Source organism: Chryseobacterium sp. LAM-KRS1 (assembly GCF_013184525.1).
Taxonomy (GTDB): domain Bacteria; phylum Bacteroidota; class Bacteroidia; order Flavobacteriales; family Weeksellaceae; genus Chryseobacterium; species Chryseobacterium proteolyticum.
Genome location: NZ_JAAOIZ010000001.1, coordinates 629529 through 650036, shown reverse-complemented (window position 1 = coordinate 650036; position 20508 = coordinate 629529). Strand labels below are relative to the sequence as shown.

The following is a 20508-nucleotide window of genomic DNA, read 5'->3' as shown; positions in this document are numbered from 1 at the left end:
TTTACATTCGACTGATTAAACCTTTTTTGTAAATCCCTTTTACTATGCGGATCGGGAAGATTTAAAAAATCAAAAACATAGCTGTCTTTAAAAATGTTTTGAACTTCTTGGTAAATTTCTTTCGGCACCACTGAGAGTTTTATATTGCCAATCATCGTACGTTCGAAAACAGCACTCTTAATTTGGCGTTCTAAATTTCGTGAGCTATATTTTTCTTGCACTGAAGATTAAGATAAAACTCTTTCTCTTCATGAGATTTTGAACGGCTAAAAATGATTGTATTATTAGTCCAGCTTAATTCTCTCGACAGTGCTAAGAGTTTTAGAAAATCCTTGTAGGTTTTATAAAGCTTCTTCATTCTCCACAAATTTTTATCTTAAAATCCCTTTATTTCACGTTCAGTTTATTGAATCTATTTCGCTAATTCTTTGACTACAGATTGTCCCCATTCTGTATTTTCTACACGCTTACTGATGTATTCTCCAATATTCCAATACAGATCTATAAGATCCGTATTAACAGCTTTTATCATATTATTACGGGATTTTTTGATTAATATAGTGATTTCTGAAAAGCGATTTTCCATACTTGTAGAATGTTAAGGCAAATTTAAAAATAATTAGATTGAAACAGATTTATTAAACGAACTTTTCCACTGCTTCGTCCAATTTCTGTATATAATTTTCAGCATAAATTTGAGTATACCAATATCTGAATGATCCATTAGTTTTGAAATCATAATCACTTATAAATCTATGATCAATTTCCGTGATATCAATATCAGAAACTTTGTATTTCCAGATAATGAATTCTTGCGTATGCTTTAAAGAAGTTTTGTAACGTTCCAATGTAACAGGAGCAAAATCCTGACCGACCAGGGCTTCCACTTTGTGATTATGCTCTTGAAAGATTGGGATAAGCATTCTTTTTTTTATATCAGTTCCAAGTAGTTTAGATTTTAAACTTACTGCTGTCATATCATTTTCCTCTTTCTGCATCTGATAATGGTAATCCTAAACTTTATGTTCCAAAGTTTTAAGGTAGAGATTCAGTGTTTTAGCTTCTTGCGAATTGCTTAGTGCTTTGTGCGCTTTAACATCCCATTTCTTCGGATCGATATACTTTTAGCAGCAATGTCTGCTGCCTTGCCGTCTATCGTAATTCGTAAGTAGATGGAGTAGTTCCGTTGTTTCTGATTTTATTCTTTTTGATAAAGAATAACAGGTTGAATGTTTTGTTCATTGTGTGATAACTTTAATGATTTACTAATTTACTTTTTGCAAGATGTAAAATCGTTAGACTGCTTATTGGTCTGGCTTTCAGTGATTTTTAGTGACCCATTTTTGTTATTTTTCGAATGGGACACGAAATAGTACATATAAATCGTGACCTAGTTTGTTTTTTTTGATACTGCGCTAAAACAAAAAACGCTGTAAACATTGATGTTTACAGCGTTTTACCTTATTTTGGTTTCCCAACTGGCGGAGAGTGAGGGATTCGAACCCCCGGACCTGTTACAGTCAACAGTTTTCAAGACTGCCGCAATCGACCACTCTGCCAACTCTCCCTGAACTCCGGCTATGCCTTCGTTTTCAGTGGTGCAAATATAGAACGTTTTTTAATTCTGACAAAATAATTCCCGGATAAATTTTAACAAAATAAAATAATCAGCTAGAAATCAACCGGATTAATTTCCTGGGATTGCCTTTCTATGTTTATTGATCAACAAACAGGATAAAAAATAAACGCACCAATTCATGATGCGTTTATGATATGATATATTAATTCAAGTATTAATGCAGTTCAGCAAGATACTTTTCAGCATCCATAGCTGCCATACATCCGCTTCCTGCAGCTGTAATGGCCTGTCTGTAGATATGATCCTGAACATCTCCTGCTGCAAAAACACCAGGAAGATTGGTTCTTGTTGATCCTTTCTCCGTTTGAATATACCCGTTTTCATCCAGATCAATTTGTCCGGCAAAAATATCTGTATTAGGTTTGTGACCAATGGCAATAAAGATCCCATGTACATCCACGGTAGATTTTTCCTGAGTCTGGTTATTGATCACCACAGCTCTTTCTACAAGATTGTTTTCCCCTTCGATCCCGATTAATTCATGATGAAACTTCACTTCAATATTCGGTGTATTCTGAACTCTATGAACCATTGCTTTTGAAGCTCTGAACTCATCCTTTCTTACCAACATGGTTACTTTATTCACCAATTTTGCCAGATAAGTAGCTTCCTCAGCAGCTGTATCCCCCGCTCCTACTACCACTACGTCTTTTCCTCTGTAGAAAAATCCATCACAAGTGGCACAGGCAGATACTCCTCCTCCATTATATTTTTTCTCATCGTCCAGCCCCAGATATTTTGCAGTGGCTCCTGTAGAGATAATTACTGTTCTTGCCAGGATTTCTTTGTTTCCCGCATACAATTTATGAACACCACCTACTTCTTTAGAAAATTCAGCCTTTGTGATCATTTCATAATGAACTTTGGTGTCAAATCTTTCTGCCTGTTTCTGCAAATCCATCATCATTTCAGGACCTGTAATACCTGCAGGATATCCGGGAAAGTTATCAACCTCCGTTGTTGTTGTTAATTGTCCGCCAGGTTCCAAACCTGTGAACAATTCAGGTTTAAGATCTGCTCTTGCTGCATAAATTGCCGCTGTGAACCCAGATGGCCCTGATCCAACTATTACACAATCTAAAATGTTTTGCTCCATAATTTACTTTTCAAAAAGATTAAAATTAAAGTTCGCTAATTTCGTAATTTTTAATGTTTTATTAAAGGAATTTTAATGATACTTGTCAATAATCAATATGTCGATTGTCGATGAATGTAGTATGGGTTATTAGGCGCTGGTTTCGGGTTCATCAGAGTTTCAAAACTGCTAAATTGCTTAATCGCGAAATCGCTTTATATGTCACCATGAGTAATCTCCTACTTCTCAACGCTTTATAAAAATCTTACCCCCCTCAACTCTCAACTCTCAACTACCTACACCTTCATCTTAAACTTATCCACATTAATAATCTTATATACCAGTTCCTTGATCAATTCTGCTTCGCTCATATTCACGGCACCAAGCCCCTTTCCTTTCATATCGAATTCCCTTAAAATAGAAATAACCCTTGTTGCATGTTTCAGAGGATATAGCCTGGCTGTCTCCGCATAATCTTTTATAAAATAGGGGTTGATTCCCATCTGAGAGGCGATAACCTGTGGTGGCTGCCCTGCCATTGTCTGGTAAATAATTACATTTGAAAAATAATTGTACAAACTGGCCAGCATCATCACAAAAGGATTATTCTTGGGATTCTTTCCCATAAAATGGGCAATTTTAAATGCTGCATTGGAATTCTTTGTTCCCAAAGCCTTCTGAAGTTCAAAAACATTGAATTCTTTACTGATCCCGATGTGGTTTTCAACGATCGTTCCGTCCAAAACTTCTCCTTCCTTTAGAATGATCTTTAATTTTCCAAGCTCATTGGCGATCCGTGAAAGATCATTTCCAAGATATTCCGCTAAAAGATGGGAAATATTAGGTGCTGTCTTAATGTTCAGCTTGATGCATTCATCAGCAATCCATTTAGGAAGATTATTCTCCCGGATCGATTCGCTCAGGAAAAGAGCCTTTGCCTTGTCCAATGCTTTTGTTACTTTTTTACGGCTGTCCAGCTTCTTATGCTTGTGGGCAAAAACAAGAACGGTGGAAGGTACAGGGTTTTCAACATAAGATTCCAGGATTCTGCTTTCCTCTTCATTCAGCCTGAGATCCTGTGCTTCTTTTACAATGATCACCTGCTTGTCACCCATCATAGGAAATTGTCTTGCCAGCGAAAGAACTTCCTGATAGGTAGTATCTTTCCCATAGGTCACGGTCTGGTTGAAAGCTTTTTCATCCTCTTCCAGAAAGTCGTGTTCAAGAGCCTTTACGACAACATCAATAAAATAAGGTTCATCTCCGTGGAAAAAATAAATCGGTAAAACTTCTTTATTTTTAATATTTTTGAGGATTAAATCTAATTCTTTCATCTTTTAATGGAACTTCCAAAACTGAATTTTCAGGAAACTTTTGATTTTAAATTCAAGAAAGACAAAGATAAGTTTTTTATTTATGACTTGGTTCGTAAAACTTACCTTTTGCTTACCCCTGAAGAATGGGTAAGACAACATTGGATACATTATTATCTTACTGTAAAATCCTACTCTGTATCTGCTTTGGTTACAGAAAAAAAGATCGTTTTAAACGGTCTCACAAAAAGAGTTGACCTGCTGATCACAGAAAAAGCCAAGCCTATTGTTTTGGTGGAATGCAAAGCTCCCCATATTAAACTGACGGAAAAAACTTTTGAACAAACGGCAAGATATAATTCGATCATCGGAGCTAAAGAAATTGTCCTTACCAACGGCCTTCAGCATATCAATGCTTATTTTGAGAATGAGCAGTATCAGTTTTATAAAGCGGATCATTAAAATTTCATTTGCCATTAAATATCTTAGCAACCAATTGTATATGAATCCTCCCGTTAACTAATAGTTCACAATTTTTAAACACAGTCTATAGTTCATAAGAGCATAAATCTCCCTACATTTAATCTACAAAAATTGTAAATCATTAAATAACAAAGCACTTAAGAGATTCAGTTGAATGTAAAATTCAGATGATAAAGCTATTGTGCGGTTAGTAAATATTGAGCGGATTACTATGAACATCAGGAATATTATATTCGATTTCGGGGGCGTTTTAATGGATTGGAACCCAAGATATTTTTTCAGGGACTATTTCAATGACGATGATAAAATGGAATATTTCCTTACCCACATCGCACAGTCGGAATGGAATGAGGAACAGGACCGGGGAAGAAGCCTTATGGAAGGAACCAACATTCAGGTTCAGAAATTTCCGGATTGGGAAAGAGAGCTTAGAGCGTATTATGACAACTGGCATGTTATGCTGAAAAGTGATATCCCACAAAATGTGGAGGTTTTAAGAAAACTCAGCAAAACCAATTATCACCTGTACGGACTCACCAACTGGTCTGAAGAAACATTTCCCTACGCTCTTGAAAATTATGATTTCTTCCAGCTTTTTGATGGAAAAATTGTGGTTTCAGGAACCGAAAAACTGATAAAACCGGATCCCAAAATATGGCATCTCCTACTGGAACGTTACGATATCCATGCTCATGAATCTGTTTTTATAGACGACAATCCAAAGAATATTGAAATGGCAGAATCTTTAGGTTTTCATACCATACAGGTATATCCTACAACAGATCTGGAAAAAGAACTGATCGGTTTGGGATTGAAATTCTAATAAATAACGGATTAACAATATTTTAACGGTTCTTCTAATAAGTTATTTTTATTAACTTAGATGAGGATTTTGATACATTTTTGTTACTTTATTGAGGAGAAAACCCCTCTCTCTACATGCAGTTTCAAGATCGTACCTCATCCATATTCATTCAGCTATTAAAGAATATTAGTGTAATTAAAATAACAAAATATGATACGTTCCATCTTATTAACCACCCTTTTTATGACATCGGGAGCATTATTCAGTCAAAACTTAAAACCCGTTTCTTATCAGGACGGCTCACAGAAGCTCAATGGCCTTGTAACATCCAATGCCGGAAAAAAGCTTCCGGGAGTACTGATTTTACCCGCCTGGAAAGGAATTGATGACGAAGCCAAAACAGCTGCTGTAGAGCTTGAAAAACAAGGTTATATTGCGTTTATTGCTGATATTTATGGTGAAGGGAATATTCCTGCCGACAATGACGCAGCCGGAAAAGCAGCGGGACATTACAAACAAAATTATACGGAATACCAAAAACGGATTTCATTGGCGTTAGAACAGCTTAAAAGAGCGGTGCATCCAACGGGAAAGTAGCTGTGATCGGCTATTGTTTCGGTGGAACCGGAGCTTTGGAAGTTGCCAGGGCCAATATGCCTGTAGCCGGTGTTGTATCGATTCATGGAAGCATTGGTAAGGACCAGACAAGAAAGAACGGTCCGATCTCAACGAAAATGCTGATTGAAAATCCGGCAGACGATAAAGGAGTTACCCAACAGGATTATGATAACCTGGTGAAAGAAATGAACGACGGGGCTGCTGATTGGCAGATCATCACCTATGCTCATTCAAAGCATACGTTTACTGATCCAAAATCTCCTGATTACAATGAAGTGATGGCTAAGAGAGCATGGAACCATACCCTGATGTTTTTGAAAGAAATTCTGAAGTAACTTTTATACGGACAATGTATTGATCTGGCTATACAACAACCTTATATTGTCAGATCAATATACTGTCCGGTTTCTTATTAATGGCTACTCTTCCCTGTTCACCAGTTCTATGGAAAAGGCAGGAAGACAGATCGCAATGTATTCACAGGGCTCAGTAAAAGGATTACTGTAACGCACTCTGGCTCCCTTTTCCACAAGAATGCTTTGCCCCTTTTCAAGGATGACCGTTTCACCGTCAATTTCAAACTGCTTTTTTCCGGAAACAATAATGGTAAATTCATCAAACTGAGGAGTCTGGTGAGGTTCGCTCCAACCGGGAGGTGCTACCATATGAGCAATTGATATATCTGAATTATTCGTAGAATTTCCCCAATGTTCCTCAATAAGTTTCCCATCTGTAGTGGGAACGATAAAAGGTGATTTCTGAATTTTATATTTTTTCATTTCAGCCAGCTTTCTTTTTTGATTTCGTACACAAAGTTGGTCCGGGTAGGTTCTGCAAAATAAGCAACCTCTTCTTCTCCTGTTTTTACACCTCCCAATCGTTCCATAGCAATCTGGGAGCGGAGATTTTCTTTTCCTACATGGAAATGAACTTTATCCACGAACTGAAAAATGTAATCCAGCATCAGCTTTTTCACTTTAGGATTGATGCCTTTTCCCCAGGATTTTGTTCCATAAAACGTATACCCGATAAAGATGCTGCTGTCATCTTCGTCGTAATTATAATAACGGGTGCTTCCCAATACGTCTCCCGATGCTTTATCAATAATTTTAAAAGCTCCTTTACTTTCCATCGCTCCCTGAAAAAAGCTTTCAAAAACGTCTCTCTTGTAACGGTCTTTGTTCGGGTGTTGTTCCCAGACCTTAGGATCTGAAGCCACCTCGTATACAGATTCAAAATCCCCTTGTACCAAGGGGATTAATTGAAGTTCATCATTTTCTAAAATAGGTTGAACAGAGAAATTCATACGTCTTAGCTTTTGGTTTTAGCTGCGTCGGTTTCTATTTTCTTGATTTCTTTCAACTTATCAGAAATTTTGATCACCGCATCTAATTTTGCAGGCTTCAAAGCAACTTCTGCCTGAGCCATATCCCATTTAATAACCAAATTTCCGGAATTTTCATCGGTAGGGTTTAATGTAATTTCAAACCATTCCTGCTTATCTGCTAATTTATTTACGGGTACGGTAACGTCTACAACATCTTGCTTTGGATCATAGGTGTACGCGCCCCACTGCTGGAAATCTTTATTTAAAATAACTTTCCATTCTTTTTCAGTTGGAATAATGAATAATCCATAAGTCCCTGCAGGAACTGTTTTCCCTCCAAAGTTAACGGACTGTCCGAAAGTAATTTTTGTTGAAGAGTTTGCTCCTGCTCTCCACACCTGTCCATAAGGAACCAATTCACCGAAAATTTTACGGCCTTTCACTCCGGGTCTTCCATAATCGATCGTAATCTTAGACATCGAAAATTGTTGTTCCACTCTCTGACGTGGACTTGCTGCCGGTACAGAATAATCCTGTGCAAAACTTAAAGCTGAAGCAGACAGGCAAACTGCGAATAGTAATTTCTTCACGTGTAAATTTTTGCCTAAAATTACGAAATCAAAATAAAACAGCCCTCCCCATTCTTAATAATTTTTGCTTTCGCACTATTAATTTTTAAGACTTTCCAATACTTTTTTTGCCTGCTCAATATGCCTCAAATGATGGTAGATCACAAAACGTAAAGTGTCTCCGAGCTTCAGTTTAATAAGCTTTGAAATACTGATGCTCGTTCTGGTCTTTTCAAGGTTAATATCTTTAGCTTGCTCAAGCAGTCCGAGTAATTGATGCTGTTGTTCAATAAAATCCTTCAACACGTTCTTATCCAATTTACTGTGAATGGGATTCATTGTTTTGAATGTTTTCATTGGATTAAGCTTCTCTTTTGGAAGCATGGACTTTGCGAAGTAGTCCCCTAAAATTCCAGGTGAAAAAGTAACTTTGGGTGGAAATTTTGAAGATAATATCCTTCGGTGGATTTCCGGAATATAAAATTGACCGTACCGGTTAAGGTGCGCTATACATTCCAGTACAGTCCAGGAGTTTTCAGAGGTTCTGTAATTGAGTTCCTGATCCGTTCTATTGAGAAGAGTTTCTACGTACCGGGTGTTATTTTGCGTAATTTCCTTTAATTCTGATAATAATTGAGCGGTAAGAATTTTCATTGATCCTTTTTCTACAAATTTCAGGTTTAATCCATTCTGAAATCTTGATTGAACTCAAGATTTCTTTAGCCTGGATAATGTTTCGGGGCTCATGCGCAGATAATTGGCAATATATTTATTGGGAATCTCCTGAAACAGCTTCGGACTCCTTTTCAAAACCCTCTTAAAACGCTCACGGGGAGAATAGATCAGGAGATCTTTTTCCCTTTCAATCTGTTGCAGAACGAGATCTTCCAGAACATGGGTCCACCAATTCAGATGCTGGTCATCCGACCGGATCAACTCATAAAAATTTTGCTTGGAGGCTATTTTTACTGTAGTCCTTTTTATAGCCTGGATGTAAAAATCAGAGGGTTTTTCCGATAAAAAAGAATCAAGTGAAACAATAATGTTCCCCTTATATCCGAACCTGACGATCCGTTCTTCATCCTCATCCATGATAAAAATCCTTACACTTCCTTCTTGCACAAAGTAAATATGGGTATCAGTCTCTCCTTTTACTTTTAAAAACTGGTATCGCTGAATGGTTTTCTGAGCCTGAAATAAACCGGCATCGATCATTGTTTGGAGGGTATTTACAGAACTCATAAATTTCGGATATTTGTTATGATGCGTTCTATAAATTTAAATAAAAAATCAGAATAAGATCGCTTTTTCCAGCTCCAGTAATTTTTGTTTTCTCCAGATGCCACCGGCATAGCCAACCAGGTCACCATTAGACCCGATCACCCTATGACAAGGAACCAATATAGCTATTTTATTAATCCCGTTGGCGGTTCCTACAGCACGTATAGCCTTTGGGTTTCCTAAAACCTCAGATTGCTGCTTATAGGTCCTGGTCTCCCCCATTGGAATTTCACGTAGCAGCTGCCATACTTTTTCCTGAAACTCTGTACCCGTTATGTATAACGGAACATCAAAAGACTTTCGCCTTCCCTCAAAATATTCCTGTAATTCTCTTTCGAGCTGCTGGAAATGTTTGTTTTCTCCCTGAACGATTTCTGCATTGAGGAATTTTGACAACGAAGCAAACTGCCGGTCCATATTTTTCCGGTCTGTAAATTCAAGAAGACAGATTCCTTCATCAACAGCACAGGCAAACATGGTTCCTAAAGGTGTTTCAATCCTTTTAAGGTCAATAATCTTCTGCCTTCCTGTATGTTTTGGGGAGACTCCTACTATATTTTTAAAGCGTTCATTAAAACCACTCAGACTTTCATAACCCGAGGCCATTGCGGCATCGAGAATGCTTTCCCCGTTTTTAATCCTTTTGAAAGCCTTATTTACCTTCAGTTTCCTTTGAAAAGCATGAAAAGTAATCCCGTGATTTTTCAAAAACCACCGGCGAACTGTTACCGGCTCTATATTTCTCGCGATCAAGTCGGAGTCCTTAATTTTCACCGATTCATCACCCATTAATTCATTCAGCAATTCCCGGATGTAGGATGGTGTTTCATTGAGTTTTTCCAGCGGCCTGCATACTTTGCATGCTCTGTAACCATGTGCGATAGCCTCTTTGGTGTCTAAAAAAAACTCCACATTTTCTCTTTTGGGCTTTCTGGCAGTGCAGGTGGGACGGCAGAATATTCCGGTCGTTTTTACGGCCATCCAGTACGTTCCTTCAAATGTGGAATCCTTTTCCAGGGAAGCCTGATACATTCTGTCTTCTGTAAGCCTCATTATGATATAAAAATAGGTGAAAAGCTTTGTTTTGCAACAACCTCGCGGCCCGCATCTTCCAAACGATCATAAATGTATCCGTTTAAAAAACTACCGGAGGAAATTCTTTTTACATTAAGCGTTTTTAAAGTTTCAAAATCGGGTAATTCCGGCATACACATAACATTGATAGGAGTCTCCGTGGCATTCACGATGGTTTTGATATCCTCTTCACCGGTAATACACGGTACAAAGATCCCATCCACTCCCAGTTCTTCAAAGATCCGGATTCTTTGCAAAGTTTCTTCAACAGGATTTTCAATTCCCATCAAAAAGGGATCTGTCCGGAAATTGATGAAAATCTCAACAGCATTGTCTTTCAGTTTTGAAATAACAGGTCGGAATTTTTCATAAATCTCATCCTGTGATAGTAATCTCCTTTTTCCGTCCACCACGATACTGTCTTCAATATTAATCCCTACAGCTCCGGCAGCCGACAGTTTGGAAATATTGGAAACGATCTCATCGGTTGTATTTCCATAACCCGCTTCCAGGTCCACAGATACAGGAATATGAACAGATTTCAGTATCCTTTCAGCCATATAGAAATACTCATCAAAACTCATCTCTTCTCCATCCTCGTACCCCAAACTATGGGCTACCGCAGAGCTTGAAGTGGCTAAAGCTTTATAGCCCAGCTTTTCGTATACTTTCGCGCTTTGTACATTCCATACATTTCCCACCAATAAAGGTTCATTACCATGATGCAGATCTCTGAAAATTTGAATATTTGTCATTTCGCTTTTTTTTATAAAATTAAGTACTGTGGGGTATATTTTGCAACCGAAAAATGAACAAGTATTTTTATTCTTTTATATTTCAAAAATAAAGGTTAATTTCTATACCGAAATCTTTTATCCATGCCGACAAAAATAAAATTCATACTCTTTTTCCTTATTGGCCTCACGACTCTTCACGCACAGGAAACAATTCCTTTCAGATTAACCAAGCACAATAATATTATTGTGAAAGCACTGGTTAATGACAAGGATTCACTAGATCTGATGTTTCAGATTGCCATGGAGGATGCATCAATATCCCCTCAACGAACCCGGAAGGCAGATCATATTATTTTTAATAAGGATGAAATCAGTGACAGCAACAGGGTGCAATTGGGAAAAATCACCTGGAAAAATGTGCGTTTTTTTGATAATGAACTGACCGGACATGAAGCTGACGGAAAGTTCGGAACAGGAGCTTTCTCCGGAAAGGCCTTCAAGATCGATTATGACCATAATCAGTTTGTAATTTATGATCATCTACCCGATCTGGAGCGATTTCAGCCTATAAAATTATATCCGGAAAGGGATCAGTTGTTTATTGAAGCAGAAAATATAATCGATGGGAAAACGATTACCGGCCGCTTTCTGTTACAATCGGGATATTCCGGTGGACTTCTGTACAATAATCAGTTTGCGGAAGATAACCTGCTGGATAAAAAATTAAAAATAACGGGCGAGAAAACATTAAAGAATTCCAGCGGAAAAAGTGTGATCACAAAACAAGGAATTTTACCTGAGTTTAAAATCGGAAATACAACATTAAAAAATGTTTCTGCAGGATTCTTTGCAGGAGATCTTAAAACGCAAAAAGTAAGTTATTTTGCAGCTGACCTGATCAAAAGGTTCATATGGATATTTGATGCAGACCGGAAAACAGCTTATATTAAACCCAGCCGGTATTTCTCCGATCCTTATTATAAAATCAATTAAAAATTGAAATTCTTATTATGGCCTTAGAACCCAATCTTATTATTTTGCTTACCAAATATGAAGTCCAAATCTTTTAGTTTTTCATTAAATTCAAATTCATTTATTACCTCCATATTTCTAAGCCATACAAAATTATTGTATTGTTTTTCATAGTTTAAGTTAGAGTTTACGTTTCCATATGTTTCAATTAAATATTTATTTCTTTGCCTGAACATATTCGCTATAAAATCATTTACTACAATTTCATTGGGACTTTTCTTATAAATTTTAATAAACTGATTATTTACAATATTTATTCTCCAAATGCTTTCAATGGATTTTAAAGCAAAAAACAAAAAGGAAGTCCCAATAATAAACCAAATAATAGAAGCTTCTCCTTCAACAGTTGGATCACCTTCAATGTATCTCCAGTAATAAACTGCTCCAGATAACAAATAAAAAAAGGCAGAAAGAATAAAGAGAATTAGATTATTTCCTTTGACATCATATTTATTCGGCAAAATACTTTCATAACTAATATCAAATTCATTTTTGTTTCCTAGGTGTTTTGTTTTAATATGAATTTTCGTATCGTAAAATTCTATTATTTGTTTTCTAAATAAACTTTTTTGAGACAATTTCATTTAACAATAAACTTTTATAAAATAATGAATTTTAAGCTGCTCTGTTTATCTACACTATAGCAGCCGAACTCATCATAGACATGTAATAATTGGCACAATGCAATGAAGTGATCAATATAATTTCTTTATCAGGAATTTCCTCAAAAGCTTCGGAGGTAGCGATCTGGTATTCATAATCGGGGTTATTCCATTTAAAATTAGGTTTCATCACTACATATTCTGAACCCTCTTCATCCACCAGCACGAAAGATTCTTTAAAAATCCCTCTGTGCTTAAAGGCATAACTTTTTTTACAATCATTAAAATGGGTCTGAATGACGATTTCTCCGTTCCAGTTCATTCTGAACTTCAGCAGAACACGATCATGGTATTTCAGTTCAATCGTTGTTCCCCAAAAACCTTTAGGTTCTATTACATAATGGGAATAATCCGCCAGGTCAATGACTGCATTGAACTTAAACCAGCTATTATAAGAAAGTTTTCCAATTAATTTCTCATCTTTTGTCACTTCAAAAGATAAAGCATTATTTGATTTTGCGTTATATTCTGCCATGGTTACTTTTGATTTGGTGGAATTCCTATTAGTTTTTTTACAATTTTAACAGCCTGAATTTTAACGCTCTAATTTATAAATAAATCGGCAAAAAAAAACTAATATGTTTACATCAACTAAAAACCCCGTAAAAAATTTACGGGGCAAAAATTATCTGTTTTTTTATATCAAAATATCGATTATTCTTTTATCGTATTCAGGAAGTCCTGGCTGTTGACCAGCTGCTCTACAAGATTGTCGATAGCCGGTGGCAGGAATTTTTCAAATTTGGCTCCTTTTGTGTTTGCCTTTCCTGTTATCAGATCAGTCCAAACCACTTTTCCTTCATTGTCAATCAACTGAAACTTTACGGTGATCTGAGGGATCAGCTGAACAGTAGAGAATCCGGAAATGGCTTCGTAATCCATTTTTTGTAATTCTGATTTTAACGTAAAACTTTTATTATCGCTGCCTAAGTTAACATTCTTTTCTTTAAGCCCGTTTTTTATAGCGTCCGTAAGGATTTCTGAAACAGGCTTTTCAGCCATATAAGCACCGGACATGGTTTGGTTGTACATGTTTTTCTTATAGAAAATAACTTTATTATCCTGATATCCCCTTGTATCTTTCATAGGATCGATCTGAACAGTCTTACTGGAAGCTAATTTATTATCAATTTTTAACCCTGATTGATAATTAATTTTCTGAACAGAATTAGATAATGCACAACTCGTTAAAGACGTCAACGAAACACCTAAAACAAAAATTTTAAATTTTGATTTCATTCAATTTTATTTAATAAATTTTAACGGGCTAATTTACATATTTATCAATTTCCTTTTACCTACTCTCTTTAATTTTTCCAATGTTTATCGTACATTAAAATAAACCCAATAAAATATTCGCCAAAAATAAAAACACACCTTAAATTATTCATTAAAGTGCGTTTAGAACTATGGTAAGAAAAATGTCCGAAGTCATTTTATGATAAACCTTGTAATATCGTAAACCTTATATTGTAGAACCAAAACTTTACTCAAGATAATATTGATTGAAATCAATAGAGTCTTTTGGCTTATTTAACCCCGTCTTATTTTTAAATTCCTTATCAATTACAAAATTCTTTTCTGTAATCATTACCTCTTCACTGTTTTTGAACAATTTTAAAAGTTCAATTTTATATTGTGAATGTAATGTTTGAAAATATTTACCATACAAACACATCCCAATTTCTTTTTCAGCGAACTGTTTTCCAAATGCTGTGGTTGGTTGTGGTTTTATATAGGAATCCCTTAGTTTCCAATCATCAAAATAATAGTCTCTGTAAGTATATTCACAATCGAGTACTTTGATTGTTACGGTCTTATAGGGATTTTCAAATAAAGCATAAAAAAATGCGGTTAAGAAGGCTACTATACACACTCCAACAATGAGAATTCTTTTATTTTTCATATATTATATTGATCCGAGAAAATTAAAATCCGAAAATATTTTAAAAATTTCTTCATACATTGATTCAAATAAAATAGTGAATCATTCAAATTTACACAATGATTTCTTCATTATCTCTATAAGATTTATTCTTTACAAAAAAAACGCACCCCAATTACTTAGGGTGCGTTTTACATTTATTTTTTCAGGAATTACATCGCTTCCATTTTGAAAGTCATGCTTTCAATTACTTTTAGAATTGCTTCTACAGTATCCATGGAAGTTAAACATGGTACTCCGTTTTCAACACTCATTCTTCTGATCTGGAAACCGTCTCTTTCAACTTGCTTCCCTTTTGTCATGGTATTAACTACATATTGTACTTTACCTTTCTGGATCAGGTCGATAAGGTTGACATCCTCTTCTCCGATCTTGTATCCTATTTTACAAGGAATTCCTTTCTCTTCAAAGAATTTAGCCGTTCCCTCGGTTGCCCAGATTCTGAATCCGACTTCATGGAATCTCGCCGCAAGATCAGCAGCCTCTTCTTTATGCTTATCAGCCACAGTGAAGAGAATAGAGCCATGCATCGGAACTTTTCTTCCTGCAGCGATCAAACCTTTGTAAAGTGCTTTTTCCAGAGTTGTATCTTTTCCCATAACTTCTCCTGTAGATTTCATTTCAGGTCCCAGGGAGATATCAACTTTTGTTAATTTGGAGAAAGAGAACACAGGAACTTTTACAAACACCCCATCTTTATTAGGTACCAGTCCGTTTTCATATCCAAGGTCTTTTAGTTTCTGACCTAATATTGCTTTTGTTGCCAGATTAGCCATCGGCACATCCGTAATTTTTGAAAGGAAAGGAACCGTTCTTGATGAACGTGGATTTACCTCGATCACATATACATTTCCTTCAAAAAGAACATATTGGATATTCATTAATCCGATCACATTAAGGCCTTTTGCCAGCCTTTGTGTGTAATCTACCAATGTATCAATTTCTTTTTGAGAAACATTCTGCGGTGGATACACTGCGATAGAGTCTCCGGAGTGAACCCCTGCTCTTTCAATGTGCTCCATAATTCCAGGGATAATTACAGTTTCCCCGTCACAGATGGCATCCACTTCCACTTCTTTTCCGGTGATGTAACGGTCTACCAGTACCGGATGTTCCGGGCTTGCATCTACCGCAAATTCCATATAGTGTGCCAGTTCTGCTTCTGTATATACAATCTCCATGGCTCTTCCTCCCAACACATAACTTGGTCTTACCAACACGGGATATCCGATTTCATTGGCAATCTTTATTGCCTCTTCTTTCGAAGTTGAAGTTTTTCCCAGTGGTTGAGGAATTCCAAGTTCCTGAAGCGCTTTCTCGAATTTATCTCTGTTTTCAGCTCTGTCAAGATCTTCTAATGAAGTTCCCAGGATCTTTACTCCATGGCTGGCCAATTTATCTGCAAGGTTAATCGCTGTTTGTCCTCCGAACTGTACGACTACTCCTGTTGGCTTTTCCAGTTCGATGATGTTCATTACATCTTCTTCCGTCAGAGGTTCAAAATACAGCTTATCTGAAATTGAGAAATCTGTAGAAACAGTCTCAGGGTTGTTATTGATGATGATTGCTTCATATCCCATTTCTTTGATCGCCCATACTGAATGTACCGTTGCATAATCAAATTCTACCCCTTGTCCGATTCTGATCGGTCCCGAACCCAAAACAATAACCTTTTTCTTATCTGAAACTACACTTTCATTTTCCTCCTCATAGGTTCCGTAGAAATACGGGGTTTCACTTTCAAATTCAGCTGCGCAGGTATCCACCATTTTATAAACCGGCATCACCCCGTTTTCTTTTCTGAAGTTGAAAACTTCACGCTGTGTCGTCTCCCAAAGGTGGGCGATATTAAGGTCTGCGAAACCTAATTTTTTAGCTTCAATTAAAGTCTCTTTATTGAATTTATTGTCTGCAATAACTTTTTCGAAATCAATAAGCTTTTTGATCTTCCAGATGAAGAATTTGTCGATCTTACTCCATTCTACGATCTGTTCCCAGTCATATCCTCTTCTCAACGCATCCCCGATGATAAATAATCTCTCATCATCACAAACTCTGATTCTTCTTTCGATTTCTTCTGCTGTAAGCGCTTCTGCCTGTTTTTTCTTTAATCCGAGATGTCTGATTCCTGTTTCTAAAGAACGGATCGCTTTTTGTAAAGACTCTTCAAAATTTCTTCCGATGGCCATAACCTCTCCGGTAGCTTTCATCTGAGTAGAAAGTCTTCTGTCAGCAGTTTCAAATTTATCGAACGGGAATCTCGGGAATTTGGTAACCACATAATCCAGTGCAGGCTCAAAACATGCATATGTTTTTCCTGTAACCGGATTCATAATTTCATCCAGTGTAAGTCCTACTGCAATTTTAGCCGCAATCTTAGCGATCGGATATCCTGTTGCCTTACTTGCTAAAGCTGATGATCTGGAAACCCTAGGGTTTACCTCGATGATATAATAATTGAATGAGTGAGGATCCAGGGCCAGCTGCACATTACATCCTCCCTCAATTCCTAATGCTCTGATGATTTTCAGTGATGCATTTCTCAATAGTTGATACTCTCTGTCCGAAAGTGTCTGTGAAGGCGCCACAACAATTGAGTCCCCCGTGTGAACTCCTACCGGATCGATATTCTCCATGTTACAAACCACAATGGCATTGTCGTTCGCATCACGCATTACTTCATATTCAATCTCCTTGAAACCGGCAATTGATTTTTCGATAAGACACTGGGTAACCGGGCTGTATTTCAATCCTAGTTCAGCAATCTCCTTCAATTCAGCCTCATTGGAAGCTATTCCACCTCCTGTTCCTCCCATCGTAAAGGCAGGACGAACAATTACAGGATATCCGATTTCTTCTGCAAAATTAAGGGCTCCTTCCACTGTATTTACAATATCAGATTCCGGAACCGGCTCGTTCAGTTCTCTCATCAACTCACGGAACAGATCTCTGTCCTCCGCTCTGTTGATCGCTGAAAGTTTAGTTCCAAGTACCTCAACTTTACATTCTTCAAGAATCCCTGATTTCTCTAATTCTACCGCCATATTCAATCCGGTTTGTCCTCCCAAAGTAGGAAGCAACGCATCCGGACGCTCTTTTCTGATGATATGACTTACAAACTGAAGGGATATCGGCTCGATATATACTTTATCAGCGATCTCCACATCCGTCATAATCGTTGCAGGATTTGAGTTGATCAAAATTACCCTGTAGCCTTCTTCTCTCAAAGACAAACAAGCCTGCGTTCCTGCGTAATCGAATTCGGCAGCCTGCCCAATGATGATAGGCCCGGAACCAATTACTAAAATTGTTTTTATATCTGTACGTTTTGCCATTTTCTTTTTTTAGATACAAGATGTTAGATGTCAGATTTCAGACTTCCAACATTGTGTTTTACTTTTTTAAATTAGATTTGAATGTATAAATCATTCTTTGAATTTCATTCAGTTGTGATATTAGACTGTCGACTTTTTCCACACTTAGCAATTCCAATTCTCTTGTTAATATTAGCTGTGTCTGTAGCTCAAAAGAAGAGGCATTTGCAATACCCAGAAAATGATAAAATTCTCTATCATTATTTCTTCCTGCTCCCTCCGCAATATTAGATGGAATTGAGACTACGGATCTTTTAATTTGAGAAATCAAGCCAAATTTCTCATCCTTCGGTAAATCAACACAAACAAGGTAAACTTTTTTTGCAAGTTGAATTGATTTCTGCCAGAAAAGTAATTTCTCAAAGTTGTGCATATTTACTTTATTAAAGTCTGAAGTCTAGTGTCTGATATCTGATGTCTATATTATTACTTCTTAAATTTCTCCATTAAATCAATAAACTCATCAAACAAGTAGTTCGCATCTTCAGGGCCTGGGCTTGCTTCCGGGTGATACTGAACAGAGAAACAAGGGTGGATTTTGTGTTTTAATCCTTCATTTGTTCTGTCGTTCAGGGCGATGTGTGTTTCGATAAGATCGGTTCCTTTAAGGCTTTCCTGATCCACTGCATAACCGTGGTTCTGAGAAGTGATTGAAACTTTGTTTTTCTCTAAATCTAACACCGGGTGGTTACCTCCTCTGTGTCCGAACTTCAATTTGAATGTTTTAGCTCCGCAGGCTAATCCGATCAATTGGTGTCCGAGACAGATTCCAAAGATGGGAACTTTTCCTAAAAGACCACGGATCATTTCCAAAGCTTTAGGATTATCTTCAGGGTCACCAGGACCGTTTGAAAGCATAATTCCATCCGGATTCATTAATAAAATTTCTTCGGCTGTAGTATCGTGTGATACAACAATAATATCACAGTTTCTTTGGGAAAGTTCTCTGATGATTCCCAGTTTGGAGCCGAAATCTACCAGCACCACTTTAAACCCTCTTCCCGGATTAGCATATGGTGTTTTTGTAGAAACCGTTTCTACCTGGTTGGTAGGGAAAGTTGTTGATTTTAATTCCTGTACGATTGTGTTTTCATCTGTATCGGCGTTCACGATTTTCCCTTTTACAACTCCTGAATTACGAAGAATCCTTGTCAGTCTTCTTGTGTCAATTCCTGAAATTCCTGAAAGGTTTTTCTTTTTGAATAGTTCATCTAAAGTAATCTGAGTACGGAAATTCGATGGCAAATCGCAAATTTCTTTTACAATAAGACCTTTAATAGCCGGCTCAATACTTTCATAATCATCACGGTTGATCCCGTAATTTCCGATCAGCGGATACGTCATACATACAATCTGACCACAATAAGATGGGTCGGAAATCAATTCTTGATATCCCGTCATTCCGGTATTGAAAACCACTTCTCCTGCAGTTTCCAATTCTGCTCCGAAACCTTCTCCGTAAAAAACCTCTCCGGATTCTAATATTAATTTCTTTTTCATTTTTATTTTTGTTGTATAATGTATTCATGTATTAACGTATTAACGATTTTCATGAATACCTTTTACATTAATACTTTTTACAATAATTATTTAAATTTAAATCCTTTTTCTTCCAATGCATTTTTCAGTATGGCCATCCTTGCAAAAACCCCGTTCTGCATTTGTTTGAAGATCCTTGAACGTTCACATTCCACAAGATCTGTGTCAATCTCCACTCCTCTGTTGATCGGTGCCGGATGCATAATAATAGCTCCTTTCTTCATTGCCTGCTCCCTTTCTTTTGTTAATCCATATTTTCTATGGTACTCGGATGCTGAAAAGCTCATTTTAGCATCGTGTCTTTCGTGCTGAATTCTCAACAGCATCAGGACATCCACTTCATGGATCAGCTCGTCTACCGATTGGTATGTTCCGTTGATTAAGGCTCCCTCATCAAACCATTGCTCAGGCCCAGAAAAATATACTTTGGCACCTAACCTTCTTAATGCCTCAGCATTCGAGTTGGCTACCCTGCTGTGTTTCACATCTCCTACGATTCCTATTTTCAGTCCTTCGAATTTCCCAAACTCCTGGTAGATGGTCATGAGATCCAGCATACATTGTGACGGATGGTTTCCGGTTCCGTCTCCCCCGTTGATCACAGGGATGTTGATATTTTTCAATTCTTCGAAGAACCCGTCTTTTTTGTCTCTTATTACGACTAAGTTTACTCCTATACTTTCGATCGTCTTCACAGTGTCATATAAACTTTCGCCTTTATTTACTGAACTGTGAGAAGCATCAAAAGGAACCACCTGCAATCCCAGTTTTCTTTCAGCCACATCGAAGCTTGTTTTTGTTCTGGTACTGTCTTCAAAAAACAGATTTGAGCAAAAAACCTCACCGTCAATTTTAGCTGTTTTTCCTTCAGCAAAAGCCAGCGCTTCTGTTAGTATACTGTTGATTTTCTCTGTACTTAGTTCTGCAATCGTAAACATAATATCTTAATTTTTTTACATAAAAAAAGCGAAGACAAAATCTTCGCTTAATAACAATAAATATCGTAAAGGGCGCTTTCGCCCGGTAAATCTAATG

At 37.0% G+C, this 20508-nt stretch carries 23 protein-coding genes, 1 tRNA gene and 1 pseudogene; 5 read left to right on the top strand and 20 right to left on the bottom strand.

The window, feature by feature from the left end:
* Positions 1-190: 190 nt before the first annotated feature.
* From G9C87_RS20765 to holA, 5 genes and pseudogenes are all read right to left on the bottom strand, one after another.
* Positions 191-586 (bottom strand): annotated as a pseudogene (locus G9C87_RS20765) (DUF1016 N-terminal domain-containing protein).
* A gap of 52 nt (positions 587-638) precedes the next feature.
* Positions 639-998 carry a phage integrase SAM-like domain-containing protein gene (locus tag G9C87_RS02920; RefSeq protein WP_172277929.1) on the bottom strand — a complete coding sequence of 120 codons (360 nt, stop codon included), beginning with the start codon at positions 996-998 and terminating at the stop codon, positions 639-641.
* Between the two features lie 481 nt (positions 999-1479).
* Positions 1480-1567, bottom strand: a tRNA-Ser gene (locus tag G9C87_RS02915).
* Between the two features lie 226 nt (positions 1568-1793).
* Positions 1794-2735, bottom strand: coding sequence for a thioredoxin-disulfide reductase (gene trxB, locus G9C87_RS02910; protein ID WP_172277927.1), 942 nt, complete (start codon positions 2733-2735; stop codon positions 1794-1796).
* A gap of 275 nt (positions 2736-3010) precedes the next feature.
* Entirely contained in the window at positions 3011-4048 is a 1038-nt protein-coding gene (gene holA, locus G9C87_RS02905; protein WP_172277925.1) for a DNA polymerase III subunit delta, read from the bottom strand.
* Between the two features lie 6 nt (positions 4049-4054).
* Between holA and G9C87_RS02900 the strand changes: the two genes are divergently transcribed.
* The 4 genes from G9C87_RS02900 (at position 4055) to G9C87_RS20920 (ending at position 6268) form a co-directional block, all read left to right on the top strand.
* Positions 4055-4489: a type I restriction enzyme HsdR N-terminal domain-containing protein gene (locus G9C87_RS02900; protein ID WP_172277923.1), complete on the top strand. Its 435-nt coding sequence runs from the start codon at positions 4055-4057 to the stop codon at positions 4487-4489.
* 232 nt (positions 4490-4721) lie between these two features.
* Entirely contained in the window at positions 4722-5333 is a 612-nt protein-coding gene (locus G9C87_RS02895; RefSeq protein ID WP_172277921.1) for an HAD family hydrolase, read from the top strand.
* A 192-nt stretch (positions 5334-5525) separates the two neighbouring features.
* Positions 5526-5912, top strand: a complete 387-nt coding sequence (locus G9C87_RS20925; protein WP_317168522.1) for a dienelactone hydrolase family protein — start codon at positions 5526-5528, stop codon at positions 5910-5912.
* Positions 5913-5914: 2 nt separating this feature from the next.
* Entirely contained in the window at positions 5915-6268 is a 354-nt protein-coding gene (locus G9C87_RS20920; protein ID WP_317168521.1) for a dienelactone hydrolase family protein, read from the top strand.
* Positions 6269-6352: 84 nt separating this feature from the next.
* Here the strand turns inward: G9C87_RS20920 and G9C87_RS02885 are convergent, their stop codons facing one another.
* From G9C87_RS02885 to G9C87_RS02855, 7 genes are all read right to left on the bottom strand, one after another.
* The gene (locus G9C87_RS02885) at positions 6353-6712 is read right to left on the bottom strand and encodes a cupin domain-containing protein (RefSeq protein ID WP_172277919.1); all 360 of its coding nucleotides are present in this window, start codon (positions 6710-6712) and stop codon (positions 6353-6355) included.
* Positions 6709-7239 (bottom strand): GNAT family N-acetyltransferase, encoded by a 531-nt coding sequence (locus tag G9C87_RS02880; protein ID WP_172277917.1) that lies wholly within the window; start codon positions 7237-7239, stop codon positions 6709-6711. Before G9C87_RS02880 ends, G9C87_RS02885 begins: the two co-directional genes overlap by 4 nt.
* A 5-nt stretch (positions 7240-7244) precedes the next feature.
* Positions 7245-7850 (bottom strand): DUF2911 domain-containing protein, encoded by a 606-nt coding sequence (locus G9C87_RS02875; protein ID WP_172277915.1) that lies wholly within the window; start codon positions 7848-7850, stop codon positions 7245-7247.
* Between the two features lie 78 nt (positions 7851-7928).
* Positions 7929-8483 carry a DinB family protein gene (locus G9C87_RS02870; protein ID WP_172277913.1) on the bottom strand — a complete coding sequence of 185 codons (555 nt, stop codon included), beginning with the start codon at positions 8481-8483 and terminating at the stop codon, positions 7929-7931.
* Between the two features lie 54 nt (positions 8484-8537).
* Positions 8538-9071, bottom strand: coding sequence for a Crp/Fnr family transcriptional regulator (locus G9C87_RS02865; RefSeq protein ID WP_172277911.1), 534 nt, complete (start codon positions 9069-9071; stop codon positions 8538-8540).
* A gap of 48 nt (positions 9072-9119) precedes the next feature.
* A complete protein-coding gene (locus tag G9C87_RS20915; RefSeq protein WP_172277909.1) occupies positions 9120-10163 on the bottom strand; it encodes a bifunctional transcriptional activator/DNA repair enzyme AdaA in 1044 nt (347 codons plus the stop codon).
* The gene (locus G9C87_RS02855; RefSeq protein WP_194304221.1) at positions 10163-10939 is read right to left on the bottom strand and encodes an isocitrate lyase/phosphoenolpyruvate mutase family protein; all 777 of its coding nucleotides are present in this window, start codon (positions 10937-10939) and stop codon (positions 10163-10165) included. The genes G9C87_RS20915 and G9C87_RS02855 overlap by 1 nt, the downstream gene beginning before the upstream one ends.
* 123 nt (positions 10940-11062) lie before the next feature.
* Here G9C87_RS02855 and G9C87_RS02850 point away from each other — a divergent pair, with 123 nt between their 5' ends.
* Positions 11063-11914, top strand: coding sequence for an aspartyl protease family protein (locus G9C87_RS02850; RefSeq protein ID WP_172277907.1), 852 nt, complete (start codon positions 11063-11065; stop codon positions 11912-11914).
* A 23-nt stretch (positions 11915-11937) separates the two neighbouring features.
* Here the strand turns inward: G9C87_RS02850 and G9C87_RS02845 are convergent, their stop codons facing one another.
* The 8 genes from G9C87_RS02845 to G9C87_RS02810 form a co-directional block, all read right to left on the bottom strand.
* Positions 11938-12537, bottom strand: a complete 600-nt coding sequence (locus G9C87_RS02845; RefSeq protein ID WP_172277905.1) for a hypothetical protein — start codon at positions 12535-12537, stop codon at positions 11938-11940.
* A 49-nt stretch (positions 12538-12586) separates the two neighbouring features.
* Positions 12587-13090 carry a hypothetical protein gene (locus G9C87_RS02840; RefSeq protein ID WP_172277903.1) on the bottom strand — a complete coding sequence of 168 codons (504 nt, stop codon included), beginning with the start codon at positions 13088-13090 and terminating at the stop codon, positions 12587-12589.
* A 179-nt stretch (positions 13091-13269) separates the two neighbouring features.
* Complete coding sequence (locus G9C87_RS02835) at positions 13270-13854, bottom strand: hypothetical protein (RefSeq protein ID WP_172277902.1); 585 nt, start codon at positions 13852-13854, stop codon at positions 13270-13272.
* Between the two features lie 247 nt (positions 13855-14101).
* Positions 14102-14521, bottom strand: a complete 420-nt coding sequence (locus G9C87_RS02830; protein WP_172277900.1) for a hypothetical protein — start codon at positions 14519-14521, stop codon at positions 14102-14104.
* Between the two features lie 191 nt (positions 14522-14712).
* Positions 14713-17895 carry a carbamoyl-phosphate synthase large subunit gene (gene carB / locus G9C87_RS02825; RefSeq protein WP_172277898.1) on the bottom strand — a complete coding sequence of 1061 codons (3183 nt, stop codon included), beginning with the start codon at positions 17893-17895 and terminating at the stop codon, positions 14713-14715.
* A gap of 58 nt (positions 17896-17953) precedes the next feature.
* Positions 17954-18307 (bottom strand): four helix bundle protein, encoded by a 354-nt coding sequence (locus G9C87_RS02820; RefSeq protein ID WP_172277896.1) that lies wholly within the window; start codon positions 18305-18307, stop codon positions 17954-17956.
* Positions 18308-18360: 53 nt separating this feature from the next.
* A complete protein-coding gene (locus G9C87_RS02815) occupies positions 18361-19434 on the bottom strand; it encodes a carbamoyl phosphate synthase small subunit (RefSeq protein WP_172277894.1) in 1074 nt (357 codons plus the stop codon).
* A gap of 86 nt (positions 19435-19520) precedes the next feature.
* Complete coding sequence (locus tag G9C87_RS02810; RefSeq protein WP_172277892.1) at positions 19521-20411, bottom strand: aspartate carbamoyltransferase catalytic subunit; 891 nt, start codon at positions 20409-20411, stop codon at positions 19521-19523.
* Between the last annotated feature and the right edge of the window lie 97 nt (positions 20412-20508).